Consider the following 19,308-nt stretch of genomic DNA (forward strand, 5'->3'; position numbering starts at 1 on the left):
AAGCGGACGCGCCCGGGCTGGCAGACTTCGGCCGTGGGCATTGCAAGCGACGGATACAGCGACTTCGACCGGCAGCGGCTGGTCGGGGAGGGCACGAAGAGCGCCACGCTGCCCGGCACCGATTCCGGCCACCGCACGGATTTCGCGCGTGACCGGGCCCGTGTGCTGCACAGCGCTGCGCTCCGCCGGCTCGCCGACAAGACACAGGTGGTCGGGCCCCGCCAGGGCGAGACCCCGCGCACCCGGCTCACCCACTCGCTCGAAGTGGCACAGATCGGGCGCCACATGGCGGTGGGGCTGGGCTGTGATCCCGACCTGGTCGACCTCGCCGGTCTGGCCCACGACATCGGCCACCCGCCCTACGGCCACAACGGCGAACGCGCGCTCGACGAGATCGCCAAGCCGTTCGGCGGGTTCGAGGGCAATGCCCAGAACTTCCGCATCCTGACCCGGCTCGAACCGAAAACGCTTGACAGCGAAGGGCGTTCGGCCGGACTGAACCTGACCCGGGCCGCACTGGACGCCGTGATCAAATACCCGTGGTTCCGTGAGGACCGCGTGAAGTTCGGCTTCTACGACGACGACGCGGCGGCCGCCGCCTGGGTGCGGGAGGGCGCGCCCGCCGAGCGGCTGTGCCTGGAAGCCCAGGTCATGGACTGGGCCGACGACGTCGCGTACTCCGTGCACGACGTCGAGGACGGCATCATCTCGGGCCGTATCGACTTGCGCGTCCTCGCCGACGCCGACGCCGCCGACACCCTGGCCAAACTGGGTGCCCGGTCGCATCCGACGGTGACGCACGACGACATGCTGGCCGCCGCCGCGCGGTTGTCGCAGCTGCCCGTCGTCACCGCCGTCGGCAAGTACGACGGTTCGGTCGCGACGTCGGTGGCGCTCAAGCGGCTCACCAGTGAGTTGGTCGGCCGGTTCGCCAATGCCGCGGTCACCGAGACCAAGAAGCAGGCGGGCCGCGCGACGATGCGCCGTTTCGACGCCGAGCTCGCGGTGCCGACCCTGGTCCGGGCCGAGGTGGCCGTGCTCAAGATGCTGGCCCTGCAGTTCATCATGTCCGACCACCAGCACCTGCAGATTCAGGCCGACCAGCGCACCATGGTCCGCGAGGTCGCGCTGTCACTGTGGGGCCAGGCCCCGGCGAGTCTCGACCCGCAGTTCGCCGCCGAGTTCGCCCTCGCCGACGACGACGGGGCCCGGCTGCGGGTGGTCGTCGACCAGATCGCGTCGTACACCGAGACCCGGCTGGAACGCGTGCACGAGGCGCGCTCGCCGCGGCCGCTGGACTGAATCCCGCGCCGCCTACACTGGGCGCGTGGCCGGCCGGATTCCTGATCGCGATATCGCGGCCATTCGTGAACGCACCCGCATCGAGGACATCGTCGGCGAGCACGTGCAGCTGCGGCGCGCGGGCGCCGACTCGCTCAAAGGCCTGTGCCCGTTCCACGACGAGAAGTCGCCGTCGTTCCATGTGCGGCCCAACCACGGGCTGTTCCACTGCTTCGGCTGCGCCGAGGGCGGCGACGTCTACGCGTTCGTGCAGAAGATCGAGCACGTCACCTTCGTCGAAGCCGTGGAGCTGCTGGCCGACCGGCTGAACTACACCATCAGTTACGAGGGGTCGTCGACCACCAACGTGCAGCGCGACAAGGGCAGCCGCAGCCGCCTGCTCGCCGCCAACGCCGCCGCGCAGGAGTTCTACGCCGAGGCGTTGCAGTCGGCGGAAGCCGCCGCCGCCCGCCAGTACCTGATCGACCGGAACTTCGACGCCGACGCCGCCAAGCGTTTCGGCTGCGGATTCGCCCCGTCGGGCTGGGACACCCTGACAAAACACCTGCTGCGCAAGGGATTCACCTTCAAGGAGCTGGAGGCCGCCGGGTTGTCCCGCGAGGGGCGCCGCGGCCCCATGGACCGCTTCCACCGCCGGCTGCTGTGGCCCATCCGGGGCGCGACGGGTGAGGTGATCGGGTTCGGCGCCCGCCGCCTGTTCGACGACGACCACATGGAAGCCAAGTACGTCAACACGCCGGAAACGGTGCTGTACAAGAAGTCCCACGTGTTGTTCGGCCTCGACCTGGCCAAGCGTGACATCGCCAAGGGCCATCAGGCCGTCGTCGTCGAGGGCTACACCGACGTCATGGCCATGCACCTTGCCGGGGTGACCACCGCGGTCGCATCGTGCGGCACGGCCTTCGGCGACGAGCACCTGTCGATGCTGCGGCGCCTGATGATGGACGACAACTTCTTTCGCGGCGAGCTGATCTACGTGTTCGACGGTGACGCCGCCGGACGCGCCGCCGCCGTGAAAGCCTTTGAGGGCGAACAGAATCTGACTGGGCAGTCGTTCGTGGCGGTCGCCTCCGACGGCATGGATCCGTGCGATCTGCGGCTCAAGTCCGGTGACGGTGCGCTGCGGGATCTGGTAGCGCGCCGAACCCCGTTGTTCGAGTTCGTGATTCGCACCGCGCTCGAGGAGCACGACCTGGACAGCGCGGAGGGCCGCGTCGCGGCGCTGCGCCGGTGTGTGCCGCTGACGGCCCGGATCAAGGACCCCACCCTGCGTGACGAGTACGCCCGCCAGCTCGCCGGCTGGGTCGGTTGGGACGACGTGGCACAGGTGATCGCGCGGGTGCGCGAGACCGCCAAGTCGGGCCCGGCGGCGTCGAAGCGGGACGCGCGGCGTCCGGCGGCGCCGGCGGCCCCGGCCGCGGCAGTGGGGCGCCCGAACCCGAAGGACCCGACGCTGTGGCCGCAGCGCGAGGCACTCAAGTCGGCTCTGCAGTACCCGGCGATGGCCGGCCCGGTGTTCGACGGGCTGCCGGTCGACAGCTTCACCCATCCCGGGTACGCCGCCGTCCGGCAGGCGATCACCGCGGCAGGCGGGACATCTTCGGGCCTGGGCGGTGCGGAATGGATCGAGGCGGTCCGGGCGGCCGAGCCGTCGGCCGCGAACCTGATCAACGAACTGTCGGTCGAGGCCTTCCAGGCCGAAGAGGACAAGCTGCCGCGGTACATCGCGAGCGTGCTGGCCCGCTTGCAGGAGGTCTGGGTCGGCCGCGAGATCGCCGAGCTGAAGTCGAAACTGCAGCGCATGTCGCCCGTCGAGCAGAGCGACGAGTACCACGCCCTGTTCGGCGACCTCGTCGCCATGGAGCAGTACCGGCGCAGCCTGCTGCAGCAGGCCAGCGGCGACGATCTCAGCTGAGGGCTTTCGTCTGCTGTAACGCGGGGACGCAGTCTGCGCGATATGGTGGGGCAGAACCGACCCCAGGGGAGAGGCCAATCATGACCTTCGGAGCAACCCGGCTCTTCGCCGCAGCAGCGCTCGTGGCCACCGCAGTGGCCGCCCCCGTCGTCGTTGCGCTCAGCAGCGCCCCGTCATCGCAGACGACGGCCGACGGTGGCTGCCTCGCCTGGTTCGGTAACAAGGAAGACGGCTACTGCATGGGCCGTTCCAACGGCCAGCCGGTGAACGTGGGCACGCCGTGGGGCGTCTGGGGACCGCAGGGCGGCATCAGCAGCGGCCCGCTGCTGCCGGGCCAGAGCTGGAACCAGCCGCTCGGCTGACGCCGCCCGCACCGATAACCGCCCGATTGTCGGTCGGGTCAGTCGTGAACCGACTCCGGATGCAGCACAGCGGTCTGTGAGTCGATAGCCGTCAACCGCACCATGTTCGGGTCCGGTGACACCTTGTCGGCCAGCTTGCGCCGCCCGGCATCCAGCATCGCCTTGGTCATCGGGCTCTCGGTGATGGCGCGGTATGTGCCGGCGATCTGCTCGTAACGGCGACGGCCTGCTTTGGCTCCCAGAACATAGCCAACGGCCATGACGGCGACGGCTCGGATCACTGGACCCCTCCCTGATGACGGTGCGTGGCTCCATCCTGCCTCACGATCGCCGATGCGTCTGGCCCGACCGGCAGCTACCAGCCGATTCAAAGATCCGCGCAGTCATGCGCTAGAGTCATGCCTCGGTTCAGGGACACGCGCCCAGGGCCTGAGCACAATCCCCTGTAGCTCAATTGGCAGAGCTCCCGACTGTTAATCGGGCGGTTATTGGTTCGAGTCCAATCGGGGGAGCAACGGTGACCAGCACGGAAGTGCTGGTCATTTTGCATTCCGGGGCTACTGCGTCGGCCTCGCCTCGGGCCCTGCGCCGAGCGTGCGGCCTGACGTGATTTTTCTGGCGCGTGACCTCGAAAAGACCCACGCTCGGTGCGCGCCCGGAGTTTGGTGCCCACGCTCACGGGTACCCGCAAGGCATGAACGAATCGCGTACCTCGGTCGGCGCCATGGTGCCGGGCCTGGTGACCATCGCCACGAGTTTCGTGGCCCTGGTCGTCGGAGCCGTCGCGATGGTGGCCGGATATCTGACGTTCGGCGCAGTGGCGATGATCGTTTCGCTTGCCGCTGCGACCTTCGGCGCCGTGTGGTTGCTGTCGGGCATGCTGCTCAGTGAGCACCATCCGCACCTCCACGGCCGGCACGTCTGAGCCGCCGGCAGATCCCAAAAGCACTCGAGAAAAAGGCGTTTGAGCGCCTTTTCGGTGTGGTGTTGCCGCGTGCGGCAACCGGGACCGACCGAGATCGCCGTCAACACGCCCACGTGGGCCCGAACGGGTCTGCGGCGCAATGGGAAATAGGAGTACGGACGAAAGGGAGCGAATCTATGACGAACGTTTTGGAACAGATCAAGGGAGCGACCGCTTACGACCCGTCTGGCGAGAAGATCGGCAAGATCCACGAGCTCTATCTGGACGCACAGAGCAGGCAGCCCAAGTGGGCATCCGTTCACACCGGCCTCTTCGGTATTTCGGAGTCGCTGGTCCCGCTGGCGGGCGCGCGCCCCGACGGCGACGATTCGGTGCAGGTGGCCGTGGCGAAGAGCGCCGTCAAGAACGCCCCGCACGTGGACATCCGTGACCGGATCAGCCCGGCCGACGAAGCCACCCTGATGCAGTACTACGGCATGCGGTCCGATCGGCCGGCCACCCCGCAGCCTGGGCAGCGACCCGCGCCGCAGCCCGGCCCCGAGACCCCGCCGTCCAATGGCGGCAAGCACCTGCGCGGAGCGGCACCGGCCCTTGGCGGCATCGGCGGCACCTCGGCGAACACGTCGGCCCACGCCTCCCAGGCGTCGCCCACTGCTCAGACCGGGCCGGAGATGATCCGTTCGGAGGAGCACCTGCAGGTGGGCACCGAGCGCGCGACGTCGGGTACGGCCCGCCTCAACAAGCATGTGGTGACCGAGCAACAGACCGTCCAGGTGCCCGTCACCCACGAAGAGGTGCGCGTGGAGCGCGCCGCCATCACCGACCCGTCCCATGCCCGTGACAACCGGATCGCCGACGACCAGCGCGAAGTGACGCTGCACGAGGACAAGGTCGTCGTGAGCAAGGAATCGGTTCCTGTCGAACGGGTTCGACTCGCAGTCGACGAGGTCACCGAGAACAAGCAGATCACCGAGAACGTGCGCCGCGAAGAGATCAACGCGGAAGGCGTGCACCGCCGTCAGCGCTGACCATCTCAGTCGAGCGGAGCCGACGGGGCGGGGCCCAGATGCAAGATCGGAAACGGTCGCCCGTCGCCGTCGGTCTCCGACCGGCTCAGGGTGACGAAGCCGTGACGCTGGTAGAACCCGACAGCTTGTGGATTCTGCTCGTTCACATCGACCAGCAGCCCCGGATTCTTGGCCCGCGCGTCGGCCAGCAGGACCGAGCCCGCGCCACGACCACGGTGCTGGTGGTCGATGAACAACATCTCCAGGTTGCCACCGGCAACACCCGAGAAGCCGACCGGCACACCGTCGGAATCCGCGACCGTGAGGTCGACCATCTTCAGGTACTCCTCGGCCAGCCGCCGCTCGTAGAAATCGATGTCGCCGGCAGTCAGGAAGTCATGCGTCGCTTCGACCGCACTACGCCAGATCCGTAGGAGCTCCGGCCATTCCGCGGGTCCGTGGCATGGCCGGAGTACGAAGTCTTGCGTTGTGGTCACGTTCTCAGCGTAAAGACACGCCGGGTCGCCTCACCAAGCCAGGACGTGATCCGGGCCGGAATTCGGTTCTTCGTCGGCCGCCGGGGGAGTCAGCAGGTCGCCCCAATGCTTCAGAGCGATTCGCATCGCGTCGGGTCGAGACCCTCCCGCCAGCCGCAGCGAATGGCCACCGGACAGTTCGACCAGGGCCTCGGCCAGGACGTACGGCGACATGTCGGAATCGTGGGCGACGCCGATCAATTCGACGGCCGCATCCTGCCACCGCCGTCGCTGCAGGCCGACCAGAACGCCGACGGCAAGGGCCAGTACGCGACGTTGCGCCTTGCTGCCCGCGGCCGGCCAGGTGCCGCCGCCGTAGAGACCGGCGACGCCTCCAGGCAAATCACCGTCATACTCCGGTGGCCCACTACCGACCGTGATCGACATGGCCATTGTTTACCCGCGCGACAGTGCCGCGAAACGCACAGCTATCCGGAGCGGTGCCGGCGCACCGCCCCGGATGACTGGATGACGTTACTTCTTCGTGGTGTTCTTCGGTGCGGTGTTCTTCGGGCCGGAGTTCGTCGGCGCCGACTTCGCCTTCGGGCTCTGTTTCGGTGTCGTTGCCTTCGAGGACGCCGCCGGTGCTGCGGTATCGGCGGTTGTCGTCGAGGTGGTCGCTGACGCTGTGGGCGCCAACGCCTTTGGCGTGGCCGGGGCCGTTGGCGCGGCCGGCGCCGATATGGGTGCGGCCGGCGTCGCGGGAGCTGCCGGTGTGGCGGGGGTGGCCCGTGTTGCCGGGGTGGCCCGTGTCGCCGGAGTGGTGGCGGTGGCCGGGACTGCCGGCGTGGCTGCGATAGCTGCAGTGGCCGGGGTGGCCGCAGCGGCAGGCGTCGCCGGGACGGCAGTGACGGGCGTGGTGGCCGCGGCTATCGGGCCGGCGATCACGGGCACCGCCGCCGGGTCGGTCGCTGCCGAGGTCGTGCTCGTCGTCTTCAGCGCTGCCGCAGGATCACCGGAGGCAGTGCGCATCGTCGAAACCGATGGATCGGCGACGGGATCGGCGGTGGCGCTCAGTGTCGAAACCGACGGGTCGGCAAGGGATCTGGTGGCGCTGAGTGTCGTGAGAGCCATCATGGGGCTCGAGATGGTCGCCGGGTCCGGCGCGCCGATCGGCGTCTGCGGATGCGTCGCCGTCCACTGGGCGATGACGTTCGCCGCGGGCTTGGGCGTCCAATCCGTCTGGAAGACACCGAGAGTGTCCTGGTCGCTCGTGCTGGCGGTGTTCCGGTCGCGGGTGGTGTAGATGAACATCGGCCCGGTGTAGTCGAAGCTGCTCCACGAGTTCAGGAAGTTGGAGATGAACGCTGCCTGGGTGTTGTTGTCGACGACCGAGGTCGGCTCTCCGTACTCGGTGGCCCAGATCTGCTTGCTGCCGTCGCCGGCCGCGACCATTTCCTGATGGATCGTCGCGAGCTGGTTGATCGGCGCGATCGGCCCGTACGGCGTGCCGTTCCCGAAGGGCACCTGGTACTGGTACGGGTGGAACGAGAGCGCGTCGAAATACCCTTGGGCTCCGTTGTCGTACATGCCCTGGACGTATGAGGCCGCGTTGATGGCCAGGCCAGGGGTATCGGTGACCCAACCGACCACGCCGCCGATCACCGTCGCGTTGGGGTCAGCGGCCTTGATCGCCGGATATGCCGCCTGCAGCAGCCGGGTGTACGCCGCGGGATCGGGTGTCGGGTACCAGGAGGGTGCCGCGTTGGGCTCGTTCCACACTTCGTAGGCCGACACCTTGCCCGCGTAGCGCTCCGCCACTGCGCTGACGAATTGCGCGTACTGAGTGTTGTCGGCCGGCGGCGCGGCCACGGCCGGATAGCCGGGCTGCACTGCCCACGCCGGCGTCGCGTTGAGCACGCCGAGGATGCCCATGTTGCGTTCGGCGGCAGCGTTCACCAGGGTGTCGACGGTGCTCCAGTTCCAATAGCCCGGTGCGGGCTCGATGTTGTTCCACGGGAGCAGGATCCGCACGTTCTGCACGCCGAGGGACTGCATCTCGTCGAGTGTCTTGTTGATGTCGGCAGTCGACATCCCGATGATGTCCGAATCGGCGAAACCCACCGTCGTGTTCGATTCGGTGATCGCCGCGGACAGCAAATAGGGCACCGGTCCAGGACCGGTGCCCACGCTCGCAAAAATCAGACCTGCAACCCCAACGGGCAATGCCGCCGAGATTGCCACTCTCACACCGGTCTTGATCACCGGCCGTTGCTGTTGACCTCGCTTCTGTCTGTGCCACATCGAAATTCCCCTAATCACAATTGATTTCGCTCCCGGCTAACCCCGCCGGGGCGTCAAAGACAAGGTTTGGGTGCCCCGTGCAAACTGTGGGCAAACCAGGTTCCTGTCAAAAAGCTTGGTGCGCTTGGCCGTAGGCTGGCCGCATGCGGTCCTCCGGCTACCTCTCGGCGTTCGTCCTGCTCTCGGCATCTGCCCTGCTCACCGCGGGATGTGGGTGGAGTCCGAAAGGTCCCGACCCGATGCCGCAGGCTGACAAATGCACACCCTCCGACGGGCCGGCGCAGAACGTCGTGACCGCAGCCATCTACGCGCTGCCGGCGCCGCCGTCGGGCAAGTGGACCCAGATGGGCAGTGGCCACACCGCGAACTGCGCGTTGTACTGGGTGCAGGTGGGGCAGAACAATTCGACGCCGGACAGCCTGCAGCAGGTGGTGTTCTTCAACAAGAACACGATGATCGGCACGCCGACGCCCGACGCGCGGCCGTACATCACCGTGACCGCGAGCGCTCCGGACACCGCGACGGTGCAGTACCAATGGCAGCAGCCGAAGGATCAGCCGGGGATGCCGACCGGTATCGGCAGCGTGCGGTTCACCGTCGACGGTGGCGCGCTCAAGGCGCTGGACCCGATCCCCGGGCCGTGAGCGTCAGTGCGCGGCGAGCAGCCCGCGCATGATCTCGACGGCCGCGGCCAGGGTGTCCCGATCGGCGCTGTCGAGTTCCGCCAGGAACGGGTCGATGGCGTTGCCGCGGTCGGCGCGCACCTGCGCCAGCGTGGCGATGCCCTGCGGCGTGATGCTGATGAGGACGGCGCGGGCATCGTCGGGGTCGACGGTGCGGGACACCAGTCCGGCGTCCTCGAGGCGACGGACCTGGGTCGTCATCGTCGGTTGTGAACAGTGGTCGAGCGCGGCGAGATCGGAGATGCGCGCGCGGCCCTCGGCTTCGATGGTGGAGAGCAGGCGGGCCTGGGCGAAGGGCAGCGGGAGCCGGACGCGCTGATTGGCCAGGCGGTTGATGCGTGCGACGACGGCGAGCAGATCCGAGGCGAGGGTCGTTTCGGTCGCCGGTGCAACTGTCATGTTCAACATGGTTCCATAGATTCTCTATGTAGTCGAACCTGTCATCGAGAGTGGTGACGGTCACAACACCGTCGAGTTTACGCGTCTGCGCAGCTGGCAGAATTGTGCAATGACTGCTGCCGGCACCAGAGATAAGGCCGGTCCCCTCAATCCGGGCGAGTACGCCCAGGCCGCTGTGATGGCGGCACTGAGCGCGGCCACCGCCATCATCGCCGTCGTCGTCCCGTTCGCCGCGGGGCTCGGCATGCTGGGCACGGTCCCGATGGGACTGCTGGCCTACCGCTACCGGATTCGGGTGCTGGTCGCCGCGACCATCGCCGGCAGCACCATCGCGTTCCTCATCGCCGGCATGGGCGGTCTGATGACCGTGGTGTTCTGTGCCTACATCGGCGGACTGACCGGCATCGTCAAGCGCACGGGGCGCGGGATCGTCACGGTCCTGTGGGCGTCAGTGGTCGCGGGCGCCGCATTCGGCGCCTACGTCATCGGCATCCTGCTCGTGGTGGCGCGGCTGCGAGAGCTGATCTTCGCGTCGATGACCTCGAACATCCACGGCATCGCCAACGTCATCGCGGCGGTCCCGGGCGGGGAGCGCGCGGCCGAGGATCTGCGCACCGATTTCGCCGTGTTCCTGCACTACTGGCCGGTGCCGGTGATGATCTCCGTGATCATGCACATCATCGTCGTCACGCTGCTGGGCTGGTGGGCGCTGTCGCGGGTGCTGAAGCGGCTCTTCGGAATTCCCGATGTGCACAAGCTCGACACCGTCGAATCCACCGGCCTCGTCGCGCCGGTGCCGGCGCGCCTGCGCGATGTCCGATTCCGGTATCCGGGTACCGATCGCGATGCGCTCGGCCCGGTCAGCATGGACATCGACGCGGGTGAACATGTCGCCGTCACGGGCGCCAACGGATCGGGCAAGACCACCCTCATGCTGACGCTCGCCGGCCGTGCGCCGACTGCCGGCACCATCGACCGGCCGGGTGCGGTGGGGCTCGGCAAGGCCGGCGGCACCGCGGTCGTCATGCAGCATCCGGAGAGTCAGGTGCTCGGCACCCGCGTCGCCGACGATGTGGTGTGGGGTCTGCCGTCGGGGACGACGATCGACGTCGAAAAGCTGTTGGGCGAAGTCGGTTTGAGCGGCATGGCGGACCGGGACACCGGCGGGCTGTCCGGTGGTGAACTGCAGCGCCTCGCAGTCGCCGCCGCCCTGGCCCGCGAGCCGGCACTGCTGATCGCCGACGAAGTCACCAGCATGGTCGACCAGGAGGGCCGCGATGTGCTGCTCTCGGTGCTGTCCGACCTCACCCGTCACCACCGCACCTCGCTGGTGCACATCACGCACTACAACGACGAGGCCGACTCGGCTGACCGGGTCGTCCGGCTCGACGGCGCCAGTGACAACATCGAGATGGTCGCGACCGCACCGGTGCCGATCGTGTCCGCCGGCGTCGAACCCGACGGCCCGGCGGTGCTCGAGGTCCAGGGTGTGGGACACCAGTACGGCAGCGGGACGCCCTGGGAATCAACGGCATTGCGCGACATCAGCTTCACCGTCCACGAGGGCGAGGGTGTGCTGATCCACGGGCTCAACGGCTCCGGCAAGTCGACACTGGCCTGGATTCTGGCCGGCCTCACGGTGCCGACCACCGGCAGCTGTCTGCTCGACGGCAAGCCTGTTTCCGACCAGGTTGGCGCCGTGGCGATCTCGTTCCAGGCGGCGCGGCTGCAGTTGATGCGGTCCCGCGTCGGTGCCGAAATCGCCTCGGCTGCGGGCTTCTCGAAGCGCGACACCGTCCGGATCACCGAGGCGCTCGCGATGGTCGGGCTGGACCCCGAACTGGCCGACCGCCGCATCGATCAGCTCAGCGGCGGCCAGATGCGCCGGGTCGTGCTGGCGGGCTTGCTGTCTCGTCGTCCGCGGGCGCTGATCCTCGACGAGCCGCTGGCCGGCTTGGATGCGGCCAGCCAGCGCGGCCTGGTGACGTTGCTCGCTGAACTGCGCCGGACCACGGGGCTGACGGTAGTCGTCATCTCGCATGACTTCGCCGGGCTCGACGAGCTGTGCCCGCGCATCCTGCGGCTGCACCGCGGCGAACTCGTCGAGGCTCCGATCACTGCGGGAGGACGATCATGACGGCTCCCGCGACGCAGCGCCGTTCGATGGTGCTGTTGCGTCCCGTGCCGGGGACGTCGCCCATTCACGAACTGTGGGCCGGTACCAAGCTCATCGTGGTGGCGCTGATCGGCATTGTCCTGACGATGTACCCCGGCTGGGTGCCGATCGGCCTGGTCGCCCTGCTGGTGCTGTTCACGGCGTGGCTGGCCCACATCCCGCGCAGCGTGCTGCCGTCGGTACCGCGCTTGGTGTGGGTGCTGCTGTTGCTCGGTGGTGGAACGGCGGCCCTGGCCGGCGGCGAGCCGTTCCTCGACTTCGGGTCTGTGCATCTGGGAGTGGGTGGTCTGCTGAACTTCCTGCGGATCACCGTGCTGTCGATCGTGCTGCTGGGACTCGGCGGGCTGGTCTCGTGGACCACCAACGTCGCTGAAATCGCGCCCGCGGTGGCCACTTTGGGTCGGCCGCTGAAGTGGCTGCGCATCCCTGTCGACGAGTGGGCGGTCACGCTGGCCTTGGCGCTGCGCGCCTTCCCGATGTTGATCGACGAATACCGGGTGCTGTTCGCGGCCCGCCGGTTGCGGCCGAAGGTGCGGCCCGAGACGCGACGGGAGCGCAGCCGGCAGCGCCGCGCCGAGATCGTCGACCTGCTGGCGGCCGCCATCACGGTGGCGCTGCGCCGCGGCGATGAGATGGGCGACGCCATCACGGCGCGCGGTGGTGTGGGCCAGATCGTCGCCAGTCCGGCACGGCCGGGACGGGCCGATACGGTGGCGCTGCTGATGGTCGTCGCGATGTGCGCGTTGTCGCTGTGGGTCGAGGTGGCCACGCCGCTGGCCACCCACCGGCTTTAGCGATCAGAGGCGGCATTGGCTGCGCGCTGGGCATCGGCCAGGGTTGATGCGACCGGCGCGCGGCCCAGGAACATCTCGTCGAAAAATGGCCTGATGGCGAGGAACCCGGCCGGGAAGCCCGCGCCGCCGGGGGCCGGGAGACGGGGGCCGTCCAGCACCGAGAAGAACGGCTGCACGTCGACACCGCGCCGTTTCCAGTAGTCGAAGTAGACCGGCTGGGCAGCCAGTACGGCCGGCACTGCCGCCCCTTTGGTGCCCAGGAACGCATTTCCGTCGGCGCTGCCCATCCACTGCAGTACCGCGCGCACCGCATCGGGATGGCGGGTGGCCGAATTGGCCGCGGCGGCAATCCCGTTGGTGACGCTGACGCGGCCGTCCGGTCCGCTGGGCAGCATGGCCACACCCCACCGGAAGCGCGCCTGATCGGCGATGGCGGCCAGGTTGTAGGTGCCCGACTGGAACAGCGCCATGCGGCCCTGCAGGAACTGGTTGCGGGAGAAGTCGCCGTTGCCGTTGGTGTCGGCGGCAGAAGGGGAGACGTGGTCGGTGTTGATCAGCCGCACCAGGTACTCGAAAGCCTCCCGGGCTCCCGGATTGTCGAACGCGAACCGGTCACCGTCGCTGAATATCCCACCGGCCGAACCGATGTAGTTGAGATAGATACCCTGCAGATCGTTGGCGGCGTTGTAGCCCCACTGCCGTACCTGCTCGGGGTCGAATCCCGGTGTCCCGGCCTGGTTTCCGTGCCGATCCAGCGTCAGCCGGGCCAACAGCGGACGCAGCGTGTCATCGGCGCCGGGAGACCAGCGCACCGCATCCAGGTCGGCGGGCTCGACGCCGGCGGCCGCCAGCAGGTCGGCGTTGTAGTACACCGCGATGCCGCCGTCGGTCAGTTGCGGTACCGCCCACAGTGTCCCGTCGCGGGTGAACTGCTGATTCACCGACGGCTCCCACGCATCGGCGGCGCCGCGGCCCAACAACTTTCCGATGTCGAGCAGCCGGCCGGTGTCCGCGTAGCCGGCCAGGTAGGCGTTGGACAGCCAGAAGATGTCGTCGGCGCCGCCGCCGGCGACATCGGTGCGCAGCGAATCGAAGTACGACGCATAGGCGACGACGTCGACCCGGACCTCGATGCCCGGGTGCCGGCGGGCGAACTCCGCGAATGACGACCGGTACGCGGCTGCGACCTGCGCGTCCCACAGCCGCACCGTGACAACGGTTTTCCCGGTGTCCTGCGTCCGGCCCATCAGCACGGCGGCCACCAGCAGCACCGCCATGGTGGCGGCCAGCGCGATGACGAACCGGGTCGAGAACTTCATTTCAAGCCGGTGACGACGATCGAGCGGACGATGTGCCGGCCCAGCACGCTGAACAGCAGGATCAGCGGCACGATCGCGACGGTCGTCGCGGCGAGTACGACGGTCCACTGGGTGTCGAACTGGGATTGCAGCCCTGCGGTCGCGACGGTCAGCACCCGCCAGGACGAGCCGCTGGTGATCACCAGCGGCCACATGAAGCTGTTCCATTGCGAGACAACGGTGATCAGTCCGAGCGTGACGAGAATCGACCGGCTGGCTGGCAGCACCACGTGCACGATGACGTCCAGCGTGCCGGCACCGTCGATGCGGGCGGCGCGGATCAGGTCGGCCGGGATGGACCGGAAGTACTCGCGCAGCAGGAAGATCGCGTAGGGCGAGCCGAACATGAACGGCAGCACCAACGCCCAGAAGGTGTTACGCAGCCCGGCCTCGGCCATCATGAGATACAGCGGCACGACCGTCACCGTCGCGGGCACCATCAGCGTCGCCAGGTACAGCCAGAACAGGGTGTCGCGTCCCGGAAATTCGAGCCGGGCGAAGGCGTACGCGGCGGTCACCGAAAACGCCAGCTGGCCCAACAGGATCACCGCGGTCATCAACGCGGTGACCAGCGCGGCCCGGCCGAAGCCGGCGTCGGACAGGGCGGTGTAGTTGGCCAGCGTCGGTGGATTCGGCAGGGACAGCGGCGATTCGGTGTTGAACTGGCGCGCCGAGGTGAACGACGTCAGCAGGCCCAGGCCGAACGGCACGAGGGTGATCGCAGCGGTGAGCACCAGCACCGTATAGATGAGTGCGTTACGTGAGGTCATAGGTGACCCGCCGGCGGAAGTAGAGGTGCTGCACCAGCGTGATGCCGAGCAGCAGGACGAACAGGATGAGGGCCATGACCGCGGCGCGGCCCACGGCCGCCGAGCCGAAGGCCTCGGCATAGATGCGGTGGGCGATCAGGTCGGTGCGGCCCTCGGGGCCGCCGCCTGTGAGCGCGTAGACGGTGTCGAAGACCTGCGCCGCGCTGACGACACCCGTCACCAGGACGAAGAAGAATGTCGGCCGCAGCATCGGCAGCGTGATGCGGCGGAACCGTTGCCAGGCGCTCGCCCCGTCGATGCGGGCCGCGTCGTGAACGTCGTTGGGGATGGCCAGGATTCCGGCGAGGAAGAACAGCGTCACATAGCCGACGTTGGTCCACACGGTCACCGCCGAAACCAGCGGCAGCGCCAGGGTGGGGTCGGTCAGCCATTCGATGCGGTGCCCGAGCACGGTGCTCACTGCGCCGTCGGTGGGGCTGAGAATCCAGCGCCACAGCACCGCGATCGCCAAGGGCGAGCAGATCCAGGGCAGGACATAGAGCGTGCGGAAGAATCCGGTGCCCGGCAGTCCGCGGGCCAGCTGCATCGCGGCCGCCAGACCCAGCACCGTCTGGACCGGCACCACCAGTGCGACGAAACCCAGCGTCACCGCCAGCGAGCGGTCGAATGTCGGGTCGGTCAGCACGGCGTGCCAGTTGTCGAGTCCGACGAACCGGATGGGTCCGAGCAGGTCCCACCGCTGCAGGCTCAGCCAGCCGACGACCAGCATGGGGAGCAGCAGGAACATCACCACGCCGAACAGGCTGGGGGCGAGCAGCGCATAGCCGGTCAGGGTGTCCCGAAACCTGCGGCGTGCCACCGGATCATTAAAGCGTGTGGTGCTACTACGGTGTAGCCGTGACTGCGCTGCGACGGGTTGACGCCGACTTCCTGGCCTTGCCGCGCCATTTGCTGGCCGAGGCCGCGGTGTCGGCCGCGCTGGCTGCCGGTGCGAGCTACGCCGACCTCCGGATTCACCGGATCACCACCGAACACATCCAGCTGCGTGACGGCGAGCTGGAATCCTCGGTGGTCAACCGGGAAATCGGGCTGGCGGTGCGGGTGATCGTGGACGGCACCTGGGGTTTCGCCTCGCACGCCGAGCTGAACCCCGAGGTCGCGGCCGAGACCGCCCGTCGCGCCGTGCAGGTCGCGGTGGCGCTGGCGCCGCTCAATGCCGAGCGCATCGAGCTGGCTTCCGAACCGGTCTACACCGATGTGTCATGGGTGTCGCCGTACCGGATCGACCCGTTCGAGGTCACCGCTGCCGACAAGATCGCGCTACTGGGCGAGTACTCGGGCCGGTTGCTCGCGGCCGACGGCGTGGACCACGTGTCGGCGGGACTGCAGGCCGTGAAGGAGCAGGTGTTCTACGCCGATGCGTTCGGTTCGTCGATCACGCAACAACGGGTCCGGGTGCAGCCGACGATCGAGGCCGTCGCGGTGGATGCCGCAGCCGGTGCGTTCGAAACGATGCGCACACTGGCGCCGCCGACCGCGCGTGGTTGGGAGGCCGTCGCCGGTGACGAGGTCTGGGACTGGACAACCGAATTGGCGGAGCTGCCGACGCTGTTGGCCGAGAAGATGAAGGCGCCCAGCGTGACGGCCGGTCCCACCGATCTGGTGATCGACCCGACCAACCTGTGGCTGACCATCCACGAATCCATCGGCCACGCCACCGAATACGACCGGGCCATCGGCTACGAAGCGGCGTACGCCGGTACGTCGTTCGCCACCCCGGACAAGCTGGGGACCATGCAGTACGGGTCACCGATCATGAACGTCACCGCCGACCGCACCGTCGAACACGGTTTGGCCACCATCGGATTCGACGACGAAGGCGTCCGCGCGCAGAGCTGGGACCTGGTGCGCGACGGTGTCTTCGTCGGCTATCAGCTGGACCGCGTGTTCGCGCCGAAGCTCGGGGTCAGCCGGTCCAACGGCTGCTCGTACGCGGATTCGCCGCATCATGTGCCGATCCAGCGGATGGCCAACGTCTCGCTGCAGCCGGGTACTGACGACCTCAGCACCGAGGATCTGATCAGCCGGGTCGAGAACGGTATCTACATCGTCGGCGACAAATCGTGGTCAATCGACATGCAGCGGTACAACTTCCAGTTCACCGGGCAGCGGTTCTTCAAGATCCGCGACGGCAAGCTGGACGGCCAGGTGCGCGACGTCGCCTACCAGGCGACCACCACCGACTTCTGGGGATCGATGGAAGCCGTTGGCGGAGAGTCGACCTGGCGACTCGGTGGCGCGTTCAACTGCGGCAAGGCCCAGCCCGGCCAGGTGGCCGCCGTCAGCCACGGCTGCCCGTCCGCGCTGTTCCGCGGAATCAATGTGCTCAACACGCGAACTGAATCGGGGCGTTGATGCTGAATAATTCTCCCGGTCGCTACGCTCGCCCTGCTGCACCGCAGGTTGTCGACCTGGTGTTGGACGAGGCTGCCCGCCGGGGTCGAGCCGACGAGACCATCGTCCTGGTGACCGACAGGTCCACCGCGTCACTGCGCTGGGCCCGCAACACCATGACCACCAACGGTGAGTCGGTGAGCCGCGAGACCACCGTCATTTCGATTGTCCGCCAAGGGGATAAGGCCCGGGTCGGCGTCGTGAAGTCCAGTGAGGTCGATCCGTCGACCATCGCGGGCCTGGTGGCGGCGTCGCAGGACGCCGCGGAGGCGGCGCCCGAGGCGCGTGACAGCGCGCCGCCGCTGGCCGGCGTGGAGACCTCCGACGACTGGGACGCACCGTCGCCGTTGACCGGTGCCTCGGTGTTCGGGAACGTGGCCACGCGTCTGGTCGACGGCTTCCACCGCAGCGACGCGCTGTACGGGTTCGCGCGGCACGAACTCGACACCACGTACCTGGCGACGTCCGGTGGCATCCGGCGGCGGTTCACCCAACCGACGGGCTCGGTGGAGATCAACGCCAAACGCGATGGTGCCAGCGCGTGGGCGGGCGTCAGTACCGCCGACTTCGTCGACGTGCCAGTCGATTCCATGCTCGACGATCTGTGCCTGCGTCTCGGCTGGGCCTCGCGGACCGTCGAGTTGCCCGCCGGTCGGTACGAGACGCTGATGCCGCCGTCGACCGTCGCGGACATGATGATCTACCTCGGCTGGAGCATGGACGGTCGTGGCGCGCAGGAAGGCCGAACCGCGCTGTCGGCGCCGGGCGGCACCCGGGTGGGGGAGAAGCTCACCGACCTCGGGCTGACGCTGTACTCGGATCCCTTTGCGCCCGGGCTGGATTGCCTGCCGTTCGTGGCGACGTCGAGTTCGTCGGAGCGGGTGTCGGTGTTCGACAACGGCTTGGACATCGGTCGCGTCGACTGGATTCGCGACGGTGTCGTGAACGCGTTGGCGTATCCGCGTTCTGCCGCAGCCGAATTCGACGCGCCCGTGGCCGTGCCGGCCGACAATCTGCTGATGACGGGCGGCACGGTGAGTCTGTCGGACATGATCGCCGGCACCGAACGCGGCCTGCTGCTGACCACGCTGTGGTACATGCGTGAGGTCGATCCGACGGTGCTGCTGCTGACCGGCCTGACGCGTGACGGCGTCTACCTCATCGAGGACGGGGAAGTGACGGCCGCGGTCAACAACTTCCGGTTCAACGAGAGTCCGCTGGACCTGCTGCGGCGCGCGACCGAGGCCGGCGTCAGCGAAACCACGCTGCCGCGCGAATGGGGCGACTGGGCCACCCGGGCCCAGATGCCGTCACTGCGGATTCCGGACTTCCACATGTCGTCGGTCAGTCAGGCGCAATAACTTTCAGCGCCCCGGCGACGTCGTCGTTGGTGGTGGCCCAGGAGCAGACGAAGCGCACGATCGGTCTCAGCGGGTCGGGAGCATGGATCGCGAACCGCTCCCGGACACGCGCTGTGGTCGCGGCGTCGAGGATGACGAACACCTCGTTGGCCTCGGTCGGCGCCGCCAGCTGCAGCCCTGCCTCCGCGAATCCGGCGCTCAATGTCGCCGCCATGCGGTTGGCGTGGGCTGCCGTCTGCAACCAGAGATCGTCGTGCAGCATGGCCTCGAACTGAGCCGAGATGAAGCGGTGCTTGCTGGCGAGGTGGCCGATCTGCTTCTGTACGAAGCGAATTCCCTCGAAATGTGCGGGCCGGCGGATCAGTACCGCGTCGCCGAACAGCATGCCGTTCTTGGTGCCGCCAACCGTGACGATGTCGGCGTCACCGATGGCTTCCTGTGGACTGATACCAAGGGCGGCAATGGCATTGGCGACCCGCGAGCCGTCCACGTGGACCAGCAGGTCGTGCTGGTGGGCGTAGTCGATGAACTCCGTCAGCGCGGCGGGCGACCAGACGCGGCCGTTCTCGGTCGACTGGGTGATGGTGACGATGCGCGGCTGCGAGTGGTGCACCTCGCCGCGGCGCGCAATGTGTCGATCGAGCTCCTTCGGTGAGATCAGGCCGTCATCGCTCGGTAGTGGTGTCAGTTGTGCCGCCGCGATTCGTACCGGCCCACCGGCTTCGTCGAGCAACGAGTGCGCGATATCGCTGCACAGAATTTCCTGCCAGGGCCGCACTGCCGAAGCCAGCGCGATGATGTTGGCCGCGGTGCCGGTCAGCGCGAACAGGACCTCGGCATCGGGGGCCCCGAAGGCCGCTCTGAGGGCCTGCGCTGCGCGTTCGGTGCCCGGGTCGGTGCCGTACGAGCTCACCGGGCCCTGGTTGGCGGCGACGATCGCCTCCAACACCCGTGGGTGAGCACCAGCAGCGTTGTCGGAGGCGAATGCGGCCGAGACGGTCGAACTCATGCGTCGATGGTCT

At 68.0% G+C, this 19,308-nt stretch carries 19 protein-coding genes and 1 tRNA gene; 11 read left to right on the forward strand and 9 right to left on the reverse strand.

The annotated features are described in order from the left end of the window. The first annotated feature begins 33 nt into the window (after positions 1 to 33). From ACJH6J_RS13075 to ACJH6J_RS13085, 3 genes are all read left to right on the forward strand, one after another. Complete coding sequence (locus ACJH6J_RS13075; protein WP_346414413.1) at positions 34 to 1,302, forward strand: deoxyguanosinetriphosphate triphosphohydrolase; 1,269 nt, start codon at positions 34 to 36, stop codon at positions 1,300 to 1,302. A gap of 25 nt (positions 1,303 to 1,327) precedes the next feature. Further along, the gene (gene dnaG / locus ACJH6J_RS13080) at positions 1,328 to 3,217 is read left to right on the forward strand and encodes a DNA primase (RefSeq protein WP_406801284.1); all 1,890 of its coding nucleotides are present in this window, start codon (positions 1,328 to 1,330) and stop codon (positions 3,215 to 3,217) included. Positions 3,218 to 3,297: 80 nt separating this feature from the next. Beyond that, positions 3,298 to 3,579 (forward strand): hypothetical protein, encoded by a 282-nt coding sequence (locus ACJH6J_RS13085; RefSeq protein ID WP_212812229.1) that lies wholly within the window; start codon positions 3,298 to 3,300, stop codon positions 3,577 to 3,579. Positions 3,580 to 3,617: 38 nt separating this feature from the next. Here ACJH6J_RS13085 and ACJH6J_RS13090 read toward each other — a convergent pair whose 3' ends face one another. Then, positions 3,618 to 3,860: a hypothetical protein gene (locus tag ACJH6J_RS13090; RefSeq protein ID WP_212812228.1), complete on the reverse strand. Its 243-nt coding sequence runs from the start codon at positions 3,858 to 3,860 to the stop codon at positions 3,618 to 3,620. Positions 3,861 to 4,018: 158 nt separating this feature from the next. Between ACJH6J_RS13090 and ACJH6J_RS13095 the strand changes: the two genes are divergently transcribed. The 3 genes from ACJH6J_RS13095 to ACJH6J_RS13105 all read left to right on the forward strand — a co-directional run bounded on the left by ACJH6J_RS13095 (position 4,019) and on the right by ACJH6J_RS13105 (position 5,532). Then, positions 4,019 to 4,091, forward strand: a tRNA-Asn gene (locus ACJH6J_RS13095). 182 nt (positions 4,092 to 4,273) lie between these two features. Next, positions 4,274 to 4,504 (forward strand): hypothetical protein, encoded by a 231-nt coding sequence (locus tag ACJH6J_RS13100; RefSeq protein ID WP_133427281.1) that lies wholly within the window; start codon positions 4,274 to 4,276, stop codon positions 4,502 to 4,504. 176 nt (positions 4,505 to 4,680) lie between these two features. Continuing rightward, on the forward strand, positions 4,681 to 5,532 hold the full coding sequence (locus tag ACJH6J_RS13105; RefSeq protein ID WP_406775434.1) for a DUF2382 domain-containing protein: 852 nt from the start codon (positions 4,681 to 4,683) through the stop codon (positions 5,530 to 5,532). A 5-nt stretch (positions 5,533 to 5,537) separates the two neighbouring features. Here ACJH6J_RS13105 and ACJH6J_RS13110 read toward each other — a convergent pair whose 3' ends face one another. The 3 genes from ACJH6J_RS13110 to ACJH6J_RS13120 form a co-directional block, all read right to left on the reverse strand. Further along, the gene (locus tag ACJH6J_RS13110) at positions 5,538 to 6,008 is read right to left on the reverse strand and encodes a GNAT family N-acetyltransferase (protein WP_406775433.1); all 471 of its coding nucleotides are present in this window, start codon (positions 6,006 to 6,008) and stop codon (positions 5,538 to 5,540) included. 30 nt (positions 6,009 to 6,038) lie between these two features. Continuing rightward, positions 6,039 to 6,434 (reverse strand): hypothetical protein, encoded by a 396-nt coding sequence (locus ACJH6J_RS13115; RefSeq protein WP_406775432.1) that lies wholly within the window; start codon positions 6,432 to 6,434, stop codon positions 6,039 to 6,041. Positions 6,435 to 6,521: 87 nt separating this feature from the next. Next, entirely contained in the window at positions 6,522 to 8,177 is a 1,656-nt protein-coding gene (locus tag ACJH6J_RS13120) for a cellulase family glycosylhydrolase (protein WP_406775431.1), read from the reverse strand. A gap of 257 nt (positions 8,178 to 8,434) precedes the next feature. Here ACJH6J_RS13120 and ACJH6J_RS13125 point away from each other — a divergent pair, with 257 nt between their 5' ends. Then, positions 8,435 to 8,935, forward strand: coding sequence for an LppP/LprE family lipoprotein (locus tag ACJH6J_RS13125; protein WP_406804045.1), 501 nt, complete (start codon positions 8,435 to 8,437; stop codon positions 8,933 to 8,935). 3 nt (positions 8,936 to 8,938) lie between these two features. Here the strand turns inward: ACJH6J_RS13125 and ACJH6J_RS13130 are convergent, their stop codons facing one another. After that, complete coding sequence (locus tag ACJH6J_RS13130) at positions 8,939 to 9,382, reverse strand: MarR family winged helix-turn-helix transcriptional regulator (RefSeq protein ID WP_212812223.1); 444 nt, start codon at positions 9,380 to 9,382, stop codon at positions 8,939 to 8,941. A gap of 100 nt (positions 9,383 to 9,482) precedes the next feature. Between ACJH6J_RS13130 and ACJH6J_RS13135 the strand changes: the two genes are divergently transcribed. After that, positions 9,483 to 11,510: an ATP-binding cassette domain-containing protein gene (locus tag ACJH6J_RS13135; protein WP_318985292.1), complete on the forward strand. Its 2,028-nt coding sequence runs from the start codon at positions 9,483 to 9,485 to the stop codon at positions 11,508 to 11,510. After that, positions 11,507 to 12,343, forward strand: coding sequence for a CbiQ family ECF transporter T component (locus ACJH6J_RS13140; RefSeq protein ID WP_406775429.1), 837 nt, complete (start codon positions 11,507 to 11,509; stop codon positions 12,341 to 12,343). Before ACJH6J_RS13135 ends, ACJH6J_RS13140 begins: the two co-directional genes overlap by 4 nt. Here ACJH6J_RS13140 and ACJH6J_RS13145 read toward each other — a convergent pair. The 3 genes from ACJH6J_RS13145 to ACJH6J_RS13155 are packed head-to-tail and all read right to left on the reverse strand — an operon-like array spanning position 12,340 to position 15,330. Then, entirely contained in the window at positions 12,340 to 13,662 is a 1,323-nt protein-coding gene (locus ACJH6J_RS13145) for an ABC transporter substrate-binding protein (protein ID WP_406775428.1), read from the reverse strand. The genes ACJH6J_RS13140 and ACJH6J_RS13145 overlap by 4 nt on opposite strands. After that, positions 13,659 to 14,471, reverse strand: coding sequence for a carbohydrate ABC transporter permease (locus ACJH6J_RS13150; protein ID WP_406801289.1), 813 nt, complete (start codon positions 14,469 to 14,471; stop codon positions 13,659 to 13,661). Before ACJH6J_RS13150 ends, ACJH6J_RS13145 begins: the two co-directional genes overlap by 4 nt. Continuing rightward, positions 14,458 to 15,330, reverse strand: coding sequence for a carbohydrate ABC transporter permease (locus ACJH6J_RS13155; protein WP_406801290.1), 873 nt, complete (start codon positions 15,328 to 15,330; stop codon positions 14,458 to 14,460). Before ACJH6J_RS13155 ends, ACJH6J_RS13150 begins: the two co-directional genes overlap by 14 nt. Before the next feature lie 38 nt (positions 15,331 to 15,368). Between ACJH6J_RS13155 and ACJH6J_RS13160 the strand changes: the two genes are divergently transcribed. Then, positions 15,369 to 16,886 (forward strand): TldD/PmbA family protein, encoded by a 1,518-nt coding sequence (locus ACJH6J_RS13160; protein ID WP_212812217.1) that lies wholly within the window; start codon positions 15,369 to 15,371, stop codon positions 16,884 to 16,886. Then, positions 16,886 to 18,286 (forward strand): metallopeptidase TldD-related protein, encoded by a 1,401-nt coding sequence (locus ACJH6J_RS13165; protein ID WP_212812216.1) that lies wholly within the window; start codon positions 16,886 to 16,888, stop codon positions 18,284 to 18,286. The genes ACJH6J_RS13160 and ACJH6J_RS13165 overlap by 1 nt, the downstream gene beginning before the upstream one ends. Here ACJH6J_RS13165 and ACJH6J_RS13170 read toward each other — a convergent pair. Next, complete coding sequence (locus tag ACJH6J_RS13170) at positions 18,270 to 19,295, reverse strand: low specificity L-threonine aldolase (RefSeq protein WP_212812215.1); 1,026 nt, start codon at positions 19,293 to 19,295, stop codon at positions 18,270 to 18,272. The genes ACJH6J_RS13165 and ACJH6J_RS13170 overlap by 17 nt on opposite strands. Positions 19,296 to 19,308: the final 13 nt, after the last annotated feature.

The sequence above is a fragment of the Mycobacterium sp. SMC-18 genome, assembly GCF_045310895.1.
In the GTDB taxonomy this organism is placed as follows: domain Bacteria; phylum Actinomycetota; class Actinomycetes; order Mycobacteriales; family Mycobacteriaceae; genus Mycobacterium.

Bases quoted from the DNA above. Each gene is read 5' to 3' on its own strand.
- ACJH6J_RS13085 (WP_212812229.1), top strand. From the start codon at position 3,298: ATGACCTTCGGAGCAACCCGGCTCTTCGCCGCAGCAGCGCTCGTGGCC.
- ACJH6J_RS13100 (WP_133427281.1), top strand. From the start codon at position 4,274: ATGAACGAATCGCGTACCTCGGTCGGCGCCATGGTGCCGGGCCTGGTG.
- ACJH6J_RS13105 (WP_406775434.1), top strand. From the start codon at position 4,681: ATGACGAACGTTTTGGAACAGATCAAGGGAGCGACCGCTTACGACCCG.
- ACJH6J_RS13115 (WP_406775432.1), bottom strand. From the start codon at position 6,434: ATGTCGATCACGGTCGGTAGTGGGCCACCGGAGTATGACGGTGATTTG.
- ACJH6J_RS13125 (WP_406804045.1), top strand. From the start codon at position 8,435: ATGCGGTCCTCCGGCTACCTCTCGGCGTTCGTCCTGCTCTCGGCATCT.
- ACJH6J_RS13130 (WP_212812223.1), bottom strand. From the start codon at position 9,382: ATGTTGAACATGACAGTTGCACCGGCGACCGAAACGACCCTCGCCTCG.
- ACJH6J_RS13135 (WP_318985292.1), top strand. From the start codon at position 9,483: ATGACTGCTGCCGGCACCAGAGATAAGGCCGGTCCCCTCAATCCGGGC.
- ACJH6J_RS13140 (WP_406775429.1), top strand. From the start codon at position 11,507: ATGACGGCTCCCGCGACGCAGCGCCGTTCGATGGTGCTGTTGCGTCCC.
- ACJH6J_RS13145 (WP_406775428.1), bottom strand. From the start codon at position 13,662: ATGAAGTTCTCGACCCGGTTCGTCATCGCGCTGGCCGCCACCATGGCG.
- ACJH6J_RS13150 (WP_406801289.1), bottom strand. From the start codon at position 14,471: ATGACCTCACGTAACGCACTCATCTATACGGTGCTGGTGCTCACCGCT.
- ACJH6J_RS13165 (WP_212812216.1), top strand. From the start codon at position 16,886: ATGCTGAATAATTCTCCCGGTCGCTACGCTCGCCCTGCTGCACCGCAG.
- ACJH6J_RS13170 (WP_212812215.1), bottom strand. From the start codon at position 19,295: ATGAGTTCGACCGTCTCGGCCGCATTCGCCTCCGACAACGCTGCTGGT.